Raw genomic sequence first — 16,524 nt, 5'->3', positions numbered from 1 at the left:
AATTGTGGATAAAACTTAAAATCTGCTTGACGAGGCTAACTAAATGAATTAATCTTAATATAGAAACTTATTAATAGTAAGTTAATGAACGATAATGTAAAAGGAGGAGGAAAAGGTTATGACAATTACTATATACCCACCGGAAAAGCAAGCTGTAGGCAATTTTGACGGAGGCAAAATAACAGAGCTGAAACCAATCGGATTCCCTAGAGAAGGTTCAGCCGTAAAAGGGATTGGCCCTTTATTTTATTGGGCTTGGGCGCATGCGAAGGAGGAAGGCCATATCCCTATGCATCCCCATCAAGCGTTCGAGATTATAACGTACATGGTCAATGCCCAGGCTGAGCATTCGGATACGTTAGGTACCCGAAGCATAGTAACGGCAGGCGGGCTTCAAGTGATGCAGACAGGCTCAGGCGTATCTCATAGCGAAAAGTTTATTGGACCGGATTCCGAAGGTTTTCAAATATGGTTTGAGCCGCATCTCCGTGAAGCGCTGCAGCGCCAGCCTACTTATAACCAATATGATCATGAAGCGTTCCCTGCATTCGAATCGGCTGGACTTACTGTGAAAACAGTGATCGGGGAAGATTCTCCTGTTGAATTGGTTGCTGATGTTCAAATGTGGGATGTAGAGCTCGCAGGAGGAATATCGTACAATCTCAAGCTTGAAGCAGGGCGTTCTTTGGCGGCATTGGCCATTCGCGGTCACGGAAGCTGGACATTAGCTTTAGAGGCAGACAAGCCTGTACATCCGTTCAATCATAAAGATTTTACAGTCATCGAAGCGGAAGGCGAGCAAGCAGAGGATGTGGTCCTGACAGCAGCTGCAGAGGGGTTAAGAATGATTCTGATCGAGATTCCAACTGAGGTTGATTATCCTTTATATAAAAATGGCCGTTAAACAATAAACATGAGTTATGTGTCAAATAGAAGCTGGTTTCAATTAAAAAAACGGACTGACAATAGTCAGCCCGTTTTTTGGAGAGTGTAGCTTTTTAAAGTTAATCTTAATTGTTGATGAATTGTGCTTTAGTCAACAAGCGTTTCAGCATTGTAGCTGATTGAGCGCGAGTCGCTTGAGTGTTTGGAGAAATTGTGGAGTCTGTAATTCCGTCTACAATTCCTGCTTCGATAGCTACAGCCAGCTCGTTCTGAGCCCATACGATTTGATTAGCGTCTGTAAACTTCGCTAACAACTCCGATTGCTGGGAAGAGGAAACTTCCGGCTTAGCGCCTGCGTAGCTCAATGCACGAACGACCATTGCTGCAAGCTCTTCACGTTTGATCGCTTGATTCGGACGGAAAGTGTTGTCTTCATAGCCGTCAATGATTTTGGCATTGACTGCAGCGCCGACTACACCGGAGAACCAATCACTGGAAGTTACATCACTAAATGAGCTGCTTCCAATGGATTGATCCAATCCTAAAGCACGAACGACCAAAGCTGCGAATTCAGCACGGGTAATATCGCGTTCAGGCTGGAACGTATCATCGGTTACACCATCGATAACCAGCTTATTAGCCAGCAGCTCGATGTAACCTTGTGCCCAATGGCCTTTACTGTCACCGAAGCTTTTGTTCAGTTCAACAACGGTGTAGATGCTGTTATTATTGCGTTTGATAACAGCTTCATTGATACCGTCAGTTGTTGTGAACAAAGATGGTACGAAGCTTAGCTTCTTAGTGGTTGTGTCGAAAACAACAGCTGTTGTACGGGATGGATCCACTTCTTTGGATAATGGAATCGTCCGGCTGATGTAGTTGCTGCCCAGATTAATATTCTGTGTCGTACCGTCTGCTGCAACTGCTGCAAGCGTAAAGTCAACGGCACTGCTGATCACAGTTGCTCCTAAGGTAGAAGCAGAAGTTGCAATTTCGCTAGTTGCTGTTTCGTCCGCTGCTGCGATTCCAACCTTGATTTTCAAGTCATCAACGGTTGTGGACAGCTTGCTGGCAAGATCTTCTAACTGCAATACATATAGAGGAAGAGTATAAGTTCCTTTTTCGTTAGAAATTTTCAGCATTTTGTTCTTGTCGCTTACATAGTTTACCAACGACTTGGCTGGAATTAATGCGACATCACCGTTCAGCTTAAGCTCAACGACATCGTATTGACTAAGTGAATTTTGCAATGTGTATGCGTCAATAGATCCATCGGAATTTACAGTAATTGTAGCTCCGCCGGAAATACCGCCGCCACCGCCACCACCGCCGCCGCCATTGCTGTTGTTGCCGCCGCTAGTTGTGCTGTCATAAACTCTGGAAGTAACGCTGCTCGAAACTTCCTTAAGATCGAGGTAAGTTTGAGTAGTTACGGTTGGGCTACCTGTGAAAGAATAAGTGTATACACCCTCGTATACGCTGTATGTAGCACTTGTTGTAGTAGTTCCCACCAGATTGCCGTTTGGATCATACATATAAACTTGTGTGCTCACACTGTAAGGAGTATCCGTATAAACGTTACCTGTAACGGTATTATTTTTATAAACCAAATTACTGAAGCCTGTTGCTGCGAACGCTAGTACGGGCAGTAATGCTGAAATGATAAGCATCATGACGGTTACTTGCGCCGTTTTTTTGAATATCGTTGATTTCATTACGGTTTCACTCCTTTCTGTCTCTAATAAATTCTTCGATTCTTGAAATGGCTCTTGACTCAAAATGCTTTTCACCTCCTTTGAATAAAAAAACAGAACACCAAAAACCTTCGAACGCAGTTCCCAGATTTAAGTCCGTCTCTCCTATAAAAATCATTTTTAGTAGGAAAAATGGCAGAAATGTGAAAAGTGAGTACGACCCTATTTTTATTTACCCAGGGTTTATATTAGTGAATCACAAAAAGAAAAACCGTCCGGCAAATGTGCCGAACGGTCAGCTAGTGAGTACTCTCAACAGTTTTTTAATAAGGTAAACTTATACAATTTAAACGGATTGGGTCGCACTGTCGAGGCTAAGTCCTTCAGGTCTGAACGGTTTTGAAACCGCGCAGAGGGAGCAGGGTGAGGGCTGTCATTAAACAGATAAAGGCGATAAAATAAGGTGATGTATGACTCCGCATATGACCGGCAACAATGGGACCTATAAAGGCTCCGATGGAAAAAGAGATGGACAGGAATGAAAAAATACGTCCATAGCGGTTCGCGCTTGTCAAACTGGCTAACAAAGAGGCAATGGCTGGATAAATAACACCTTTTGCCATTCCAATCATGAACAAGGAGACATGGATCGGCAGCGGCCAGCCAATCGATAAACCGAAGAAGATGAATGCGAGTGCCAAGCTGCCGAAAGAGGTGCGAAGTAAAGGTGAGATTCGGTTCAAGAAAACCATGCTCAGTGTGACCAGGGCGCCTAAACTAACCAATGAAAAGAGGATTCCGGAGGTTAAGATGGAGCCGTTCGTTTCTTTCATAAGAGGCAGCTCAAAGAACAATATGCCTTGAGAGCAGGAAATGGCTAACGGAACGCCGAAGAACAACCAGGGAATAGTTCCTGTTCTCGCGGTCGCTTCCTCTATGCCTGCTGGAAGCGCGTGAGCGCCATGTCCATGTGCCTGTGGAAATAGCTCTACAGCGCTCTGCGTATACTGACGTTCTTTGACGCCGAATATAGCGAGCACACCTGTAATAATAAGCAGCCATCCGAGCATGGTGAAGGATTGGGAAAACCCGAGCTTTGCAACGAGGAAGGCGCCGGCCGCCGGGCTTAATACGGATGCCATAGTATGCACAAACCCGTTGCCGGCCATCAGCTTGCTTTGTTGAACACTGTCCTTTGCTAATCTAGCGAGTAGAGATAGACAAGCCGGAGAAAGGAAGGCAAGCACAAATCCACTAATGGAACGGACAATAAGCAAGTCCCATGGGTCGGTAACTTTGGATTGTATGAGCAGTACGATTCCTGCTACAATCAAGCTGAATACAATAAATCGTTTGCTGCCATAACGATCGACACCATAGCCTGCCAACAGGTTTCCAGGCAGGTGAGTGATCGAATACACACCCAGGATCAATCCGATAAACGATGGAGCTGCACCTAATGATATAGCAAACGGGGATAAAATAGGGTACTGTGCGTGCAAGTCGAAAAAGGCCACAAACATAAACAAGTAAAGCCAAATTGCGGTTTTCAACGTCATCACCTCAACTTCTGATCTTTGTCTGACTCCTATCCGTCTATGATTACTTTTACGTGACAAGCTGGTAGGTTAGTACCATTATTTTTGCAACCTCTTATTGAGAACAGCGTACTTGCTTACAACAGATTGAATAAGTTGAACGGAAGGTATGAGTTTGTACATGGCTTCACTCAACCTTGATCAACGTGCTCGTCCTTAAAGGAATAGAGCAGCCCTTTATAATTAACTTGCAATTATACGAACTATACTGGGGGAAGGCGGACGCATTAGTGAGTCCATTTATTATTATTTTGGCAGTTATTCTGATTCTTGCGGTACTTCGTTTACGTTCCACGTATCTCAAAACCAAGAAGTTCGACCGATCCGATGAGATACAGCAAAGGCTTGCGGAGCTTAAGAAGAAGCGGGATGCAGATCGAGAGTAAAGGTTACAGGGTTATCAATTTTGATGAATGTAGGGAGAGATGGAATTGGATTTCTTAGTGTCTTTTTTGCAGGAGCGTTGGTTTATTATTGTTGGTGCGATCGTAGTGTTGTTCCTTGTAGTGCGCATACTAAAAACAGTTGTAAAATGGGTTATTGTGTTGGCTGTGCTGGCCGGCTTGTTCTTCTACGGTGCCAGCTATAAGGATCAGCTGCTGGATATTGGTGCAGCCGTATCGACAGAGGCCAAGAATCAAGCGGTTAAGGCTTTCTCCAACGAAATGAAGGAAGCTCAGTATAAGCAGAATTCAGATGGCACATTTACCGTTACAACCAAAAGCTTGAAGTTGGACGGAAATCCCTCTTCTAACGAGGTAAAAGTAACGTTTATGAACCAGACTTTTACAATGAAGATGGACGAGGCTGTGAATGCTCTGATCGAGCAAGCGAAGAAAAATACGAAGCTGTAAATCATTAACCGGATGAACGAAGTGAGGTGAAGCGTATGACGGAAGCATGGACCGCGCTAAGCGCAGCAAATTGGATAACGGTATTGTTGGCCGGCACAGTGCTCTTATCTGTCATTCAAGGGATGTTTCGCGGCGCTTCAACCTCGGCAAGGCATTTGATGTTGATGGTGTCGGAGGGAATTGCCACACTGCTTGGGCTTATCATTGCCTGGAAGCTGGCTGAATGGCTGTCCCCTCAGGTTCAAAGCTGGCTGACATCGCTTGATATCATGATCCCTTCACATGAACTTGGTTTTTTTGAACAGTTGTATTATACAGGTGTGACAGGGATTCGCGATTTCTCGCTGCTGCGCTTTGGAATTTTATTTGTAATTGGCTACAGTGTATCGAAGCAGCTTCTATACCGTATTATTGACCCGCTTGTTGATAGATGGGCGAAGGAATCGATTCATCGGGAAGGGCGCAGCAGTAAGGGGCAACCAACACTAATCAGCAGCTTGGTGGGGGGATTCATAGGAGCTGTCACCGGGGCCGGCCGGTCTTTGCTCGTTATCGCGGCATTATTTATTTTTGCCAGCTTGTTTCCACAGACGCCCGCAGCGGCCTACATTCAAGCCTCTGGTTTATACCAGAAAGGTGCAAATGAAGTTATTAAACCGGTGACGGGCGACTTTATTGCCAATCAGCTTCCTGTATTTACCAGAGCAGTCGAGCAGGAATTCACCAACATTTTGCAGCGGAAATACGAGGTGCTCGATGCTAATATACCGAAGGATATTGCCCAAGCGGCCAAGGAAGTGTCGGCTAAAGGCAAATCTGACGAGGAGAAAGCCAAGCTGTTGTACAGCTGGGTAGGCAGCCGGGTGAAGTATGATTGGGATAAAGTGAATTTATATGAACAAAAGCGGATTTGGAAAGAACAAACACCGGAAGAAACGTTCGCAACCAAGCAGGGCGTTTGTATTGACTACTCCAGACTGTATGCGGTTATGGCCCGCTCCATAGGGCTTGAGGTGAAGGTTGTCACTGGTCTCGGCTATGATGGAAAAGGGAGCTATGGTCCGCATGCTTGGAACGAGGTCTATATATCCGATAAGCAGAAATGGGTTCCATTGGATTCAACCTGGGTCGCCAGTGGCGGTAATTGGTTCAACCCTCCGAACTTTAATGATACACATATCCGCGAGGCATAACCCGATAGTCAAGTATTTGGCCGGGCATTCTTACCACGTATTGTGGAAGAATGTCCGGTTTTCCACTTCAATGCGAATTATGGTAAACTATTGGAGGCTGCTGTGGAAGCTGTTAGTAAGCTAACTTAAAAGGAGTAAGTGCTCATGAATTTACGTAAACCATTGAACTCATATAAAGCTATATTTTTTGATGTTGGCGATACACTAATGACCATTCCGGCAGCAAGAGTCATTATGCAGCAATTTCTGGCTGCTCGTTCCTTGCACCGTGCGGAAGAACAGGTTGGCGACTTGTTTACCGAGGCTTTCCGCTTATTTTATTATGGCAGGCAGTTGGACCCTTTCGAGGTATGTACGCCGGAATCGGATCGCGCGTTCTGGATGAAGCTTTATCATTACATTCTGGACAAGCTGGGAGTTCAAGAAGAGAATTGGACGGATGAGCGTATTCACCAATGCTGTCATGGGCTGTATGATCTATTCACAGGTCCGGAAGCTTACCAGCTTTTTGATGATGTGACTGAGTGTATTCCTAAACTTCAGGCTGCGGGATTGCAGCTAGGCATCATTTCCAATTTTGCACCCACATTGCCACATATTCTAGAGCAAAAGGGGATTGCCCATTACTTTGATCCAATCATTGTATCGACACTGGTAGGCTTAGAAAAGCCGGACCCTGCGATTTTTAAGCTGGCGCTGGAACAGTCGGGCTTGGCGGCAGAAGATGTATTGTACATTGGAGATCATGACAGAAACGATATATGGGCACCGAATCAAGCCGGTATAGATGCGGTCAAAATAAAACGCTACGACTACCATTCAGGCGAAGGTATTCACACACTTAGAGAGCTTCTGGAAGTTTAGTCTGTATCGCTGCAACGGGATTTTGGTAAGGATAAAGGAGCTGTAACTGAAATGAAATTGAAAAAAACGATGTCGTCGGAGGATCCGCAAAAGCAGGAGCAGACCAAGCAGCGGCATTTTACTTTTCGTATTAATTTGTTGTTTTTTTGTATTTTTACGTTGTTCTCGGTCCTTATTGTAAGGTTAGCGATTTTGCAGTTTGTCGAAGGAAAGCAGCTTGCTGCCGAGGAGGCGCAGACTGCTGTGCGAGATTCGCCTATCGCACCTATCCGCGGTAATATTTATGATTCTAACGGCTATCCGATCGCTTATACCTCCTCGGCCCAATCGCTTTATTTCCGCATGGAGTCGGACCAGAAAAAGGATGATGTCATTGCGATGGCTCATAAGCTGGAGCAGATTTTCAACGAATTCGGCAATCCCACTAAAAATGCGATGAGCGCCGCCGGTATTATCAAGGAGATGGATGTCGGCTATGATCTGGAGAAAAATACGACCACTCCTCCCAGCTATTCATTCGTTCCGCGACGTATCAAATCGGGTTTATCCCCAAAGGAAATTGCTTATATTCTTGAGCACCGTGACGAACTAAGATGGCTTGAAATAATGGAAGAGAGCATCCGGACCTATGATCCAGGCACTATAGGTGTGCAGCTTATCGGATATATGAGGCCGTTTTCCAGAGCGAGGGAGCCGAAAAACGGGCTTGATTTTTATAAAAATAAACAAAATACGCAAGGCTATCTCGATACGGAGGATGTTGGATACGACGGTATTGAGCTGATGTATCAAGAGGAGCTGCGTGGTAAAAATGGGATGAAAACTTACCCTGTTAATGCCTCGGCCAAAATCATCGGAAAGGTTCAGGTTGAAGCCCCGAAAAAAGGGAATAACCTGTTCTTGACTATCAATAAGGATGTGCAGCAGGTAACGGAGCAGGCAATCCTCGATCAGCTCGTTTATGCCAAGTCGCCGGCGGCCAGAGCTTCCCAATACGGTTATGCGCCTAATGCAAAAGCTGGTTATGCGGTGGCGATGGAAGTGGATACAGGCCGGGTCATTTCGATGGCCAGTATGCCGGATTATGATCCTGGCATGTGGAGTGCCGGCTTTTCCAACAATGAAGAATATCAGCGGATACAGCCTTTTATTAATAATGGGACGATTACGACCGCGTATCCCAATTATCCGGCGGATGAGCTCAAGGATCATCCTACTTCAATCGTATATGTAGGCTCCATAATTAAACCGTTATCTGTGCTTATTGGTTTGAATGAAGGCTTATTCGGAGTAAACACTCCTTATAATGACACAGGGGTGTTCAACTTTGGTAAAGATAACAATGCGAAGTTAACCAACTCCGACCGGAAAGCCTACGGTCCTATCAATGCTGCGGATGCGATTTGGCATTCATCCAACACGTTCATGTCAGCGATGATCGGCAACCCGCTTTACTTGCGCAACGGCGATAAGGCGCCTGCTTTATGGGAGTCGTATTTGAATAAATTCGGTCTTGGCGTCCTGACAGGAAGCGGATTGCCAAGAGAGAATCCGGGCTTAAGCGAATTTATAACTAATACGAAGGAAACGCTGCAATCTCGGATGGTATATGCTTCTTGGGGACAGAATGAGAAATATACAACGATGCAAATGGCTCAATATGCGGCTACATTAGCTAACCGGGGTAAAAGAATGAAACCTCTGTTAGTTGATAAAATTGAGACCTATGAAGGCAATCCGGTGAGAACCATTGAACGTGAGGTGCTGGATGAAACAACCTTCCCCAAACAGTACTGGGATTCTGTCATCAAAGGGATGGAGAAGGTTACGGTACAGGGCTTTGAAGGATTTCCATACAGCTTTGCCCGTAAAACAGGAACATCCACGCAATCAGTTGGCGGTAAAATGATAGATAATGCGGTATTTATTGCGTATGCACCATTGGATAAGCCCAAGCTGGCGATTGCAGTTGTAGTGCCTGAGGGCGGCTTCGGCTCATGGAACGCGGCTCCAATTGCAAGGAAGATCTTCGATGCTTATGATCAATATTATGGTTTGGACGGCGTACCGAAGGGTGGCAAAGGTACGGCTTCCGTGCAATAAATGAGCTTTAAGCAACGGGATGTTTGAGTGAAATTAAAAAGTGAGAGCACTCACTTTACTTGAGGCTGCCCCTTAGAATAAACATTGGAAAACCTCCTGGTTATTCTGATGAATTCTAAGGGGCACTTCAAATTGCATGAGGGGGCTTTTTATAAGGTTTGATACGTATAGCAGGGAAGCTGTTGGGGGCCGTTAAGAATTTCGAATTTAAAGTTTGGGGATTTAAGGATTTAAGGATTTAAGGATTTAACGGAACAGGATGTTCCTTTATTCAATATGCGGCCTTCAATTTTAAGCGATAGCGGAAGTCGGAATTCCGTTAATTGGGTGATTAGGAGCATTATGCATAGAAAACAGAGAAATAAAGGAACTATCTGTTCCGGTATCTCTCTGTTTTTTGCTTTTTTCGGGCGATAAAGGAAAAAGTACTTCCGCTATGGACTCCAAATCCTTGGATGGAAGCATGGCTACTTATCGTATGATTTCTTCTTGGATTTTATTGGATTTAGCTTCCAAGATTGAGCGCGTAGGTTATTAAACAAACAAACAGACAAACAGATAGTGCAGAGCGTCCACTTTTACAAGGTAGAGGAGTCAGCCTTCAACAGAGTCAGTTTTACTTGGAAACCTGTGGATGGAACATATACGGGCGAGAGCAAGAAAGAAGGAAGTTAAAAGTATAATAAAGAGGGGGTATGCGATAGAGATCGCCTTTGAACCGTATGGGTTTGCACATAAAAGGAACAACATCCGGTTACGGAAGGTGTTCTTAGTGATTTGTTCAGAAATGTGATGGCGTCCAAACAAGAATACGTTTTCAAAAAGTTGCACAAAGGAAAGAAAATTGCATATATATAAAACATAGAAAGGAAGTGAGCGCGATGAATTTGGATAAGGGGAAAGTTCCACAATCTTATAAACGGTTGCTTATAACCTTGCTCTATATAGCTTTTTGTCTAATTTCCTGATGTTGCTGTGAATATGGTATACTATTATATCGATTATATTAATTTTGCTGTTTGGACGACGCTTGAGGAGGAAAGTAGACATGTGCGGTATCACCGGAGCAATGTATTTTGATGACAGGGAGCCCTCCCAGACGATGCTCAAGGCAATGACAGATTGTATTGTGCATCGCGGACCGAATGACTTTGGGTTTTGGGGCGAAAATCGTATAGGATTGGGCTTTCGCAGGCTGTCTGTCATCGATTTGAAAGAAGGGCATCAACCGCTTTCCAACGAAGATGATTCGGTATGGATTGTTTTTAATGGAGAAATTTATAATTATAAATATTTGCGCCACGAGCTGCAGGATAAGGGACATCAATTCAAAACGCACAGCGATACAGAAGTTATCGTCCACCTCTACGAGGAGTATGGTGAAGAATGTGTGCATCGGCTTCGCGGGATGTTCGGGTTCGTCATATGGGATCGTCGAAAGAAACGGCTGTTCGGGGCACGTGACCATTTTGGTATTAAACCGTTTTATTATTATAAGGACAGCCGACGTTTTCTGTTTGGTTCGGAGATTAAGAGCTTGCTGGCGGCGGATGGCATGGACCGTTCGATTCATACGGAAAGCCTGCTTAATTATTTGACGTTTCAGTACGTTCCAGAACCGGATACCATGTTTAGAGGCATACATAAGCTGCCCCCAGGTCATTACATAACGATTGACTATGATGGAGATATGGCGATACGCCGTTATTGGGATCCAATGTTTGAGACGGAAGAGCGTCCGTTCGAAGAATATGTGGAACAAATCCGCGAAGGCTTGAAGGATTCCGTTATTCACCATATGCAGAGCGATGTAGAGCGCGGCTGTTTTTTATCCAGCGGCATTGATTCTACAGCTATCGCAACACATATGAGGTCCATTGAGCCCATTCGTACATTCTCGGTTGGCTTCGAAGGGCCGAACAACGAGACAGGGATTGCGAGTCAAACCGCAGCAGCGCTGGATACAGAGCATTATGCGAAGATCATTACGCAGAATGACTTTTTTGACACGCTGCCCAAGGCTGTGTGGCATCAGGATGAGCCGGTGGCCGATCCTTCGGCCATCGCGCTGTACCACGTGGCGCAGCTGGCGCGCGAGCACGTGACGGTTGCGCTCTCAGGCGAGGGGGCCGACGAGCTGTTCGGCGGCTATCGCATCTACAACGAGCCGATGTCACTGCGGCCGCTCGATCGACTGCCGCTGCCGCTGAAGCAGCTGCTGAACGCAGCAGCGCGTATGCTGCCGAGCGGGCTGTACGGCAGAAATTACATACTGCGCGGTACGACGCCGCTGGAGCGGAGATTTCTCGGTAATGCCAAAATTTTTACCGAGGATATGAAGGCCGAAGTCGTCAGAATTGACAAAGAAATGCTGCGTAATTATCGAAATCCATGGCAAATTGCTCAGCAGTATTACGATAAAACACGTCATCAGGATCCCGTCACTAGGATGCAGTATATCGATATGAATTTGTGGCTGCCGGGTGATATTTTGATGAAAGCGGACAAGATGACGATGGCTCATTCGTTGGAGCTGCGCGTCCCGTTCCTGGATGTTGAATTATTTGAGATTGCCCGCAAAATCCCGACCAGGTACCGCATTGCCGAAGGAACGACCAAATACATTTTCCGCAAAGCGATGGAAGGTATTATTCCGGATTTCATTTTGAACAGGCCTAAGCTTGGCTTTCCAGTGCCGCTTCGGGAGTGGCTGAAGGGCAATCAGGGCACAGTGATGATGGAGCAGATCGCAGCCAGCGGCGTGGAAGATTATATCAATATGGATACGGTTCGCAGAATGGTAAGCTTGCATCAAAACGGCCAAGGCGACTATGCACGCCGGTTGTGGACGATCTACATGTTTGCTCTGTGGCATGCAACTTTTTTGGAAGAGCTGCCGAGGCCGACTTTTGCAACTGCATTGTAACTTCTGTTAAGAAAAGGGGACAGGATAACCCGTGGGGAATTATAAGCTGATAGCTTTGGATATGGACGGTACATTACTGACGGATGACAAGCTTGTTTCAGCAGAGAATAGAGCGGCGATTAAAGCCGCGAATGCAGCTGGTGTAACGGTAATGATCGCAACAGGGAGAGGTATTCAAAATGTTGTCGCTTATGTGGACGATCTGCAATTGGCGGCTCCGATTGTTACGGTCAATGGAAGCGAGGTTTGGGCGGCGCCCGGAGTGCTTCATAATCGTACATTGCTTGACTTAGGTCTGCTCAAACAAATGCACGCTATTGCTTTGGAGTATGATACCTGGTATTGGGCTTATGCTGTCGATCAGATTTTTAACAAGGAAAAATGGACGGATCAGGTCGATGCGAAGCAGTGGCTGAAATTTGGCTATTATTACGAGGACGCTGAGATGATGAAGGAGATTCGTACGAAGCTGGAAGCATTGGGCGCTTTGGAAATAACGAACTCGCATCCACTCAACATTGAGCTTAATCCCAAAGGCATTAACAAAGCCAGCGGCATTCGGCAGGTATGCACGCTGCTAGGCATCGAGATGTCCCAGGTTATAGCTATGGGGGACAGCTTGAATGACGAATCCATGATTCGTGAAGCAGGGCTTGGTGTTGCTATGGGCAATGCGCAGGATGAGATTAAGCAATTAGCCGATGTAATTACTGCGACGAATGAAGAGCATGGAGTAGCCCGAATTATCGAGCAGTACGTGCTGTCGTAAGCTAATCCTTGGGAAGCAACAGTTTTGCAAAGCAAAACTAATTTTGAAAGTGGGAAAGCCATGATAATAGCTGCATGGATCATAGTGATCGTTCTGTTTATAATCGGGATGGTGGGTGCTGTCTATCCTGTGCTTCCTGGGGCTGTTGCCATTTATGCCGCCTATTTTGTCTATGGCTGGATGATTGGGTTCGAACCCTTCGGAGTTTGGTTTTGGTTGATACAAACAACGATTTTAGTCGTCCTTCTGATCGCCGATTATGCGGTAAGTGCAATGGGGGTAAAAAAGTTCGGCGGCACTAAAGCCTCAGTTATCGGCAGTACAATCGGCCTGATTCTGGGTCCCTTCGTTATTCCGGTTGCCGGATTGTTGATTGGACCTTTTCTCGGCGCAGTGATTGGTGAGCTCATTATAGGCACGGAGTGGAGACAAGCTATGCGGGCAGGCGTAGGCGCATTAGTCGGCTTTTTCTCAGGTGTGGTCGTAAAATTGCTGCTTCAGACGCTGATGATCATTTTGTTTTTTGTTTGGGTTTTTCTGAACTAACCACGGCAGGGAGAAGGAAACGTTTTGGCTAAGGATTCGTTAGTAAAAGGCACATTTATTTTGGCAATGGCTGCTCTGGTTGCACGGGCATTGGGTGTAGTGCAGCGTGTTCCGCTCGTTATTTTGTTAGGCGATATAGGAATGGCAGCTTATGGGACTGCATTTAATATTTATTCGATGCTGCTGGTGGTGGCGACAGCGGGTATTCCGAGCGCGCTTAGCAAAATGATCTCGGAGCGAACGACGCTTGGACTGCATGCGGAAGCGAACCGCATCTATCGTGCGGCGCTATTATTTGCCGCCGCTGCAGGTTTGGTAATGACATTGTTTCTATTCATCATTGCTCCTTACTACTCGAACAGCATCATCAACCCGCAGGCATCGCTGCCGATTCGTGCTTTGGCTCCCGCGCTGCTGCTGTTTCCAATGATTGCGATTATGCGCGGCTATTTCCAGGGTCGCCGAATGATGATGCCCAATGGCTTGTCGCAGATCATTGAACAGCTTTTCCGCGTCGTCACTTCTGTTGGACTAGCCTATGTATTGTTGGCCCACAGCATGGACTGGGCCATTGCTGGCGCTTCCTTCGGTGGCGTCATCGGAAGTGTGGCTGCAGCTGCTGTTATGCTTTACTATGCGATTAAGCTTCGCCGCAGCGATCGTGCCGAAGGGCTGCTGCCTTCTTCGGCCGATAGCAAGGGAAGCTTGGCGGCCGATCCGAACGAGGCATCACGAGAAGGTGTTCGAAGAAGCACGCTGTCTTTCAAGATAATCTATGCGCAGCTATTTAAGATATCGATTCCTATCGTTATTTTTTCGTTGACGGTAACGTTGATTTATACAATCGACTCCTCCATTGTCACGCTTCTGCTGAAGGATCAGGTTGGAGAAGTGCAGGCGAAGGAAATATTAGGAATTTTGCTTGGGCGGGCACAGTCGCTTGCCGGAATACCGATTATATTGGCTGTAGCGCTAAGTCAGTCCGTGGTGCCGATTATTTCCTCAGCCTATTCGCAGAAAGACATGAAGCAGGTGTCTCAGCAGACGGGTAAGGTGCTGCAGTTATCTATTCTTACAGGGCTGCCCGCGGTGCTTATCATATGCTTGGCCGCAGGTCCAATCAATGACTTTATTTTCGGAAATGATAAAGGATCGGCTATTGTTGATGCGTATGCAGCTCCAATTATTGTGTTTCTGACGGTAAGCACCATCTTCCAGATTGTGATGCAGACATCAGGCGCTGTGCTAATGGGCATGGGTAAAATGCGTGTCCTAATGCTGAGTGTAGCTGCAGGTATCGTGCTGAAGCTGGTTGGCAGCTATGTATTAGCTCCATGGTTCGGTATTTATGGAATCATTGCTGCTACATGCTTATGTTTCGTCCTTATGACGATTATGAATCTTCAGGTGCTTCGCAAGGAGGTGCCGTTCCGGGTTCTGGGCAGCCGCAGATGGGTGGGGATGGGCATTACAACTGTGGTCATGGTGATTGCAGGAGTATTGCTGGATAGATTGACCAGTTCGTATGTGGTACCCTTCGGAAGCCTTCGCGGGGATGCTTTTATACAAGCTGTCATTATTTCCGCGGTAGTGGGAGGATTATATCCGCTTCTGCTAATGATTACCCGAACTTTAAGTGTAGCTGATTTGCAGCAATTGCCTCGTCCTATTCAACGTATAATCGGGAAGGTAGCTCCGAGACTGCTCAAGAGCAACAAGGAAAGCGGAAGCAACTAACGGTTATTTAAATTAACAAGACACCCGGAAAGCTGAGTTGTCGTCAGTTTTTCTGGGTGTCTTTTTTGATTATATTACGCGCCAGAAAGTATAGGTTTGAACCGGAGGTTCAGCTTTCTAACATTGCAAGAAAAGCCACCGCTAAGACACGAATGTATCTTCCTCGAAAAGGCTTCGATCAGAAGCTTTTCTTATAGCGTTTTGGTTGAGCGATTTAACTTTATGCAACTTTCAAAACTCGCTTCTCCCTCAAAAGTCTTCGTATCCGGCCGGTAACTCTCGGTATTATAGAGTCCAAGACCGAGACCCGTGATTGATGAGGCGGTTGAGAATGGTTAACTGGAATTTCCGGAGCTAATTCCTCCATTTCAACGTCGATAAAGGATTTAACTGGAAATGCTCCTGCTAAATAACCACTTTTGGAGAAAAATCACCGAAAAGCATGGAATTAACTGGATGATTTCCTGTTATTTAACTAATTCCTTCTCGTAGCCTATAATTAGCATGAGGATTTCCCGTTAATCCAGGGGGACCGCCATGGCACTCCTGTTTACTATGGGCAAGTGCCGATACCGATATTGGAGCAAAGGGGCTGTCCCACACGGAAAACAGGTTTATTATTTCACCCCGTCTACCGTATAGGGAGCATATCAAAGGTTGTCAGTGAATGAGTCAGTCCCAAACTATGTACAAAGACGCCTCCAAAACCACTGTGTAAGTGGGGATGGAAGCGTCTTTTTGTAGGAAAATTCCCATTAGAGTGGGGGTTCGAAAATCCGGAAACGACTTTTGGGACAGTCTCTAATTAAGTTAGAGTCATAATCCCAAAAGCTGCCGCTGCGGTAAGTACAGCACTCCAAAAGGCAATGCCAATTGTCATCCATAACATTAGTTTACCTGGCTTTGCCCCGAATGAAACCCCAATTGCTGCCCCGAGAGGCGCCCCGGTAATAAGCGGTGATAAGAAGCCAAGGCCGATAATACCGTACTTTCTCCAGATACGGGACATGGTAGTTTCTTTGCGCTCGTTTTTTTGCTGAAACCGGCGCACCAACCAGCTGCGGATGGATTTACCGAAGAAGATTATAATCGCCGCTGCGGCGATCGAGCCGACAGCACTCCAAATTGCGGTTAAGACGGGTGGCAGCTTCAGGGTGAAACCTAGTGGAATAGCAACCCACAGCTCCAAAATACCAGCCACCATAACTGAAAACCATGCTCCTATCTCATTCATCGCAATCACCCTCACTTTTATTTTCTTAGGAGTAAATACGCAATAGTCTACCAAAAGTGACAAATAGCTTCAAATTACGCATGGTCTCGACCCGGGCGCGCGTTGCGGCGTTGCATGGCGG

The 16,524-nt window shown here is 46.1% G+C and carries 13 protein-coding genes; 10 read left to right on the top strand and 3 right to left on the bottom strand.

Annotated elements, in window-relative coordinates; genetic code table 11:
* The first annotated feature begins 118 nt into the window (after positions 1–118).
* Positions 119–904: a pirin family protein gene (locus tag NV381_RS01765; RefSeq protein WP_258211528.1), complete on the top strand. Its 786-nt coding sequence runs from the start codon at positions 119–121 to the stop codon at positions 902–904.
* 106 nt (positions 905–1,010) lie between these two features.
* Here NV381_RS01765 and NV381_RS01760 read toward each other — a convergent pair whose 3' ends face one another.
* On the bottom strand, positions 1,011–2,600 hold the full coding sequence (locus NV381_RS01760; RefSeq protein ID WP_258211527.1) for an S-layer homology domain-containing protein: 1,590 nt from the start codon (positions 2,598–2,600) through the stop codon (positions 1,011–1,013).
* A gap of 362 nt (positions 2,601–2,962) precedes the next feature.
* Positions 2,963–4,132 carry an MFS transporter gene (locus NV381_RS01755; RefSeq protein WP_258211526.1) on the bottom strand — a complete coding sequence of 390 codons (1,170 nt, stop codon included), beginning with the start codon at positions 4,130–4,132 and terminating at the stop codon, positions 2,963–2,965.
* Between the two features lie 275 nt (positions 4,133–4,407).
* Between NV381_RS01755 and NV381_RS01750 the strand changes: the two genes are divergently transcribed.
* The 9 genes from NV381_RS01750 (at position 4,408) to NV381_RS01710 (ending at position 15,169) form a co-directional block, all read left to right on the top strand.
* Complete coding sequence (locus NV381_RS01750) at positions 4,408–4,563, top strand: hypothetical protein (protein WP_258211525.1); 156 nt, start codon at positions 4,408–4,410, stop codon at positions 4,561–4,563.
* Positions 4,564–4,602: 39 nt separating this feature from the next.
* Positions 4,603–5,031, top strand: coding sequence for a hypothetical protein (locus tag NV381_RS01745; RefSeq protein WP_258211524.1), 429 nt, complete (start codon positions 4,603–4,605; stop codon positions 5,029–5,031).
* 35 nt (positions 5,032–5,066) lie between these two features.
* Positions 5,067–6,224 (top strand): transglutaminase domain-containing protein, encoded by a 1,158-nt coding sequence (locus NV381_RS01740; protein ID WP_258211523.1) that lies wholly within the window; start codon positions 5,067–5,069, stop codon positions 6,222–6,224.
* 144 nt (positions 6,225–6,368) lie between these two features.
* Entirely contained in the window at positions 6,369–7,088 is a 720-nt protein-coding gene (locus NV381_RS01735) for an HAD-IA family hydrolase (protein WP_258211522.1), read from the top strand.
* A 57-nt stretch (positions 7,089–7,145) separates the two neighbouring features.
* Positions 7,146–9,191, top strand: coding sequence for a peptidoglycan D,D-transpeptidase FtsI family protein (locus NV381_RS01730; RefSeq protein ID WP_258211704.1), 2,046 nt, complete (start codon positions 7,146–7,148; stop codon positions 9,189–9,191).
* A gap of 1,048 nt (positions 9,192–10,239) precedes the next feature.
* Positions 10,240–12,117, top strand: a complete 1,878-nt coding sequence (gene asnB, locus NV381_RS01725) for an asparagine synthase (glutamine-hydrolyzing) (RefSeq protein WP_258211521.1) — start codon at positions 10,240–10,242, stop codon at positions 12,115–12,117.
* A 31-nt stretch (positions 12,118–12,148) separates the two neighbouring features.
* Positions 12,149–12,886, top strand: coding sequence for a Cof-type HAD-IIB family hydrolase (locus NV381_RS01720; protein ID WP_258211520.1), 738 nt, complete (start codon positions 12,149–12,151; stop codon positions 12,884–12,886).
* 60 nt (positions 12,887–12,946) lie between these two features.
* A complete protein-coding gene (locus tag NV381_RS01715) occupies positions 12,947–13,432 on the top strand; it encodes a DUF456 domain-containing protein (protein WP_258211519.1) in 486 nt (161 codons plus the stop codon).
* A 24-nt stretch (positions 13,433–13,456) separates the two neighbouring features.
* Positions 13,457–15,169 (top strand): putative polysaccharide biosynthesis protein, encoded by a 1,713-nt coding sequence (locus NV381_RS01710; protein WP_258211518.1) that lies wholly within the window; start codon positions 13,457–13,459, stop codon positions 15,167–15,169.
* An 805-nt stretch (positions 15,170–15,974) separates the two neighbouring features.
* Here the strand turns inward: NV381_RS01710 and NV381_RS01705 are convergent.
* Positions 15,975–16,403, bottom strand: a complete 429-nt coding sequence (locus NV381_RS01705) for a small multi-drug export protein (protein WP_258211517.1) — start codon at positions 16,401–16,403, stop codon at positions 15,975–15,977.
* Positions 16,404–16,524: the final 121 nt, after the last annotated feature.

Origin of the sequence: Paenibacillus radicis (ex Xue et al. 2023) (genome assembly GCF_024722015.1) — a bacterium.
In the GTDB taxonomy this organism is placed as follows: Bacteria; Bacillota; Bacilli; order Paenibacillales; family NBRC-103111; genus Paenibacillus_S.
The sequence above is the reverse complement of the archived record's forward strand: the minus strand, read 5'-3'. Positions and strand labels throughout refer to the sequence as shown.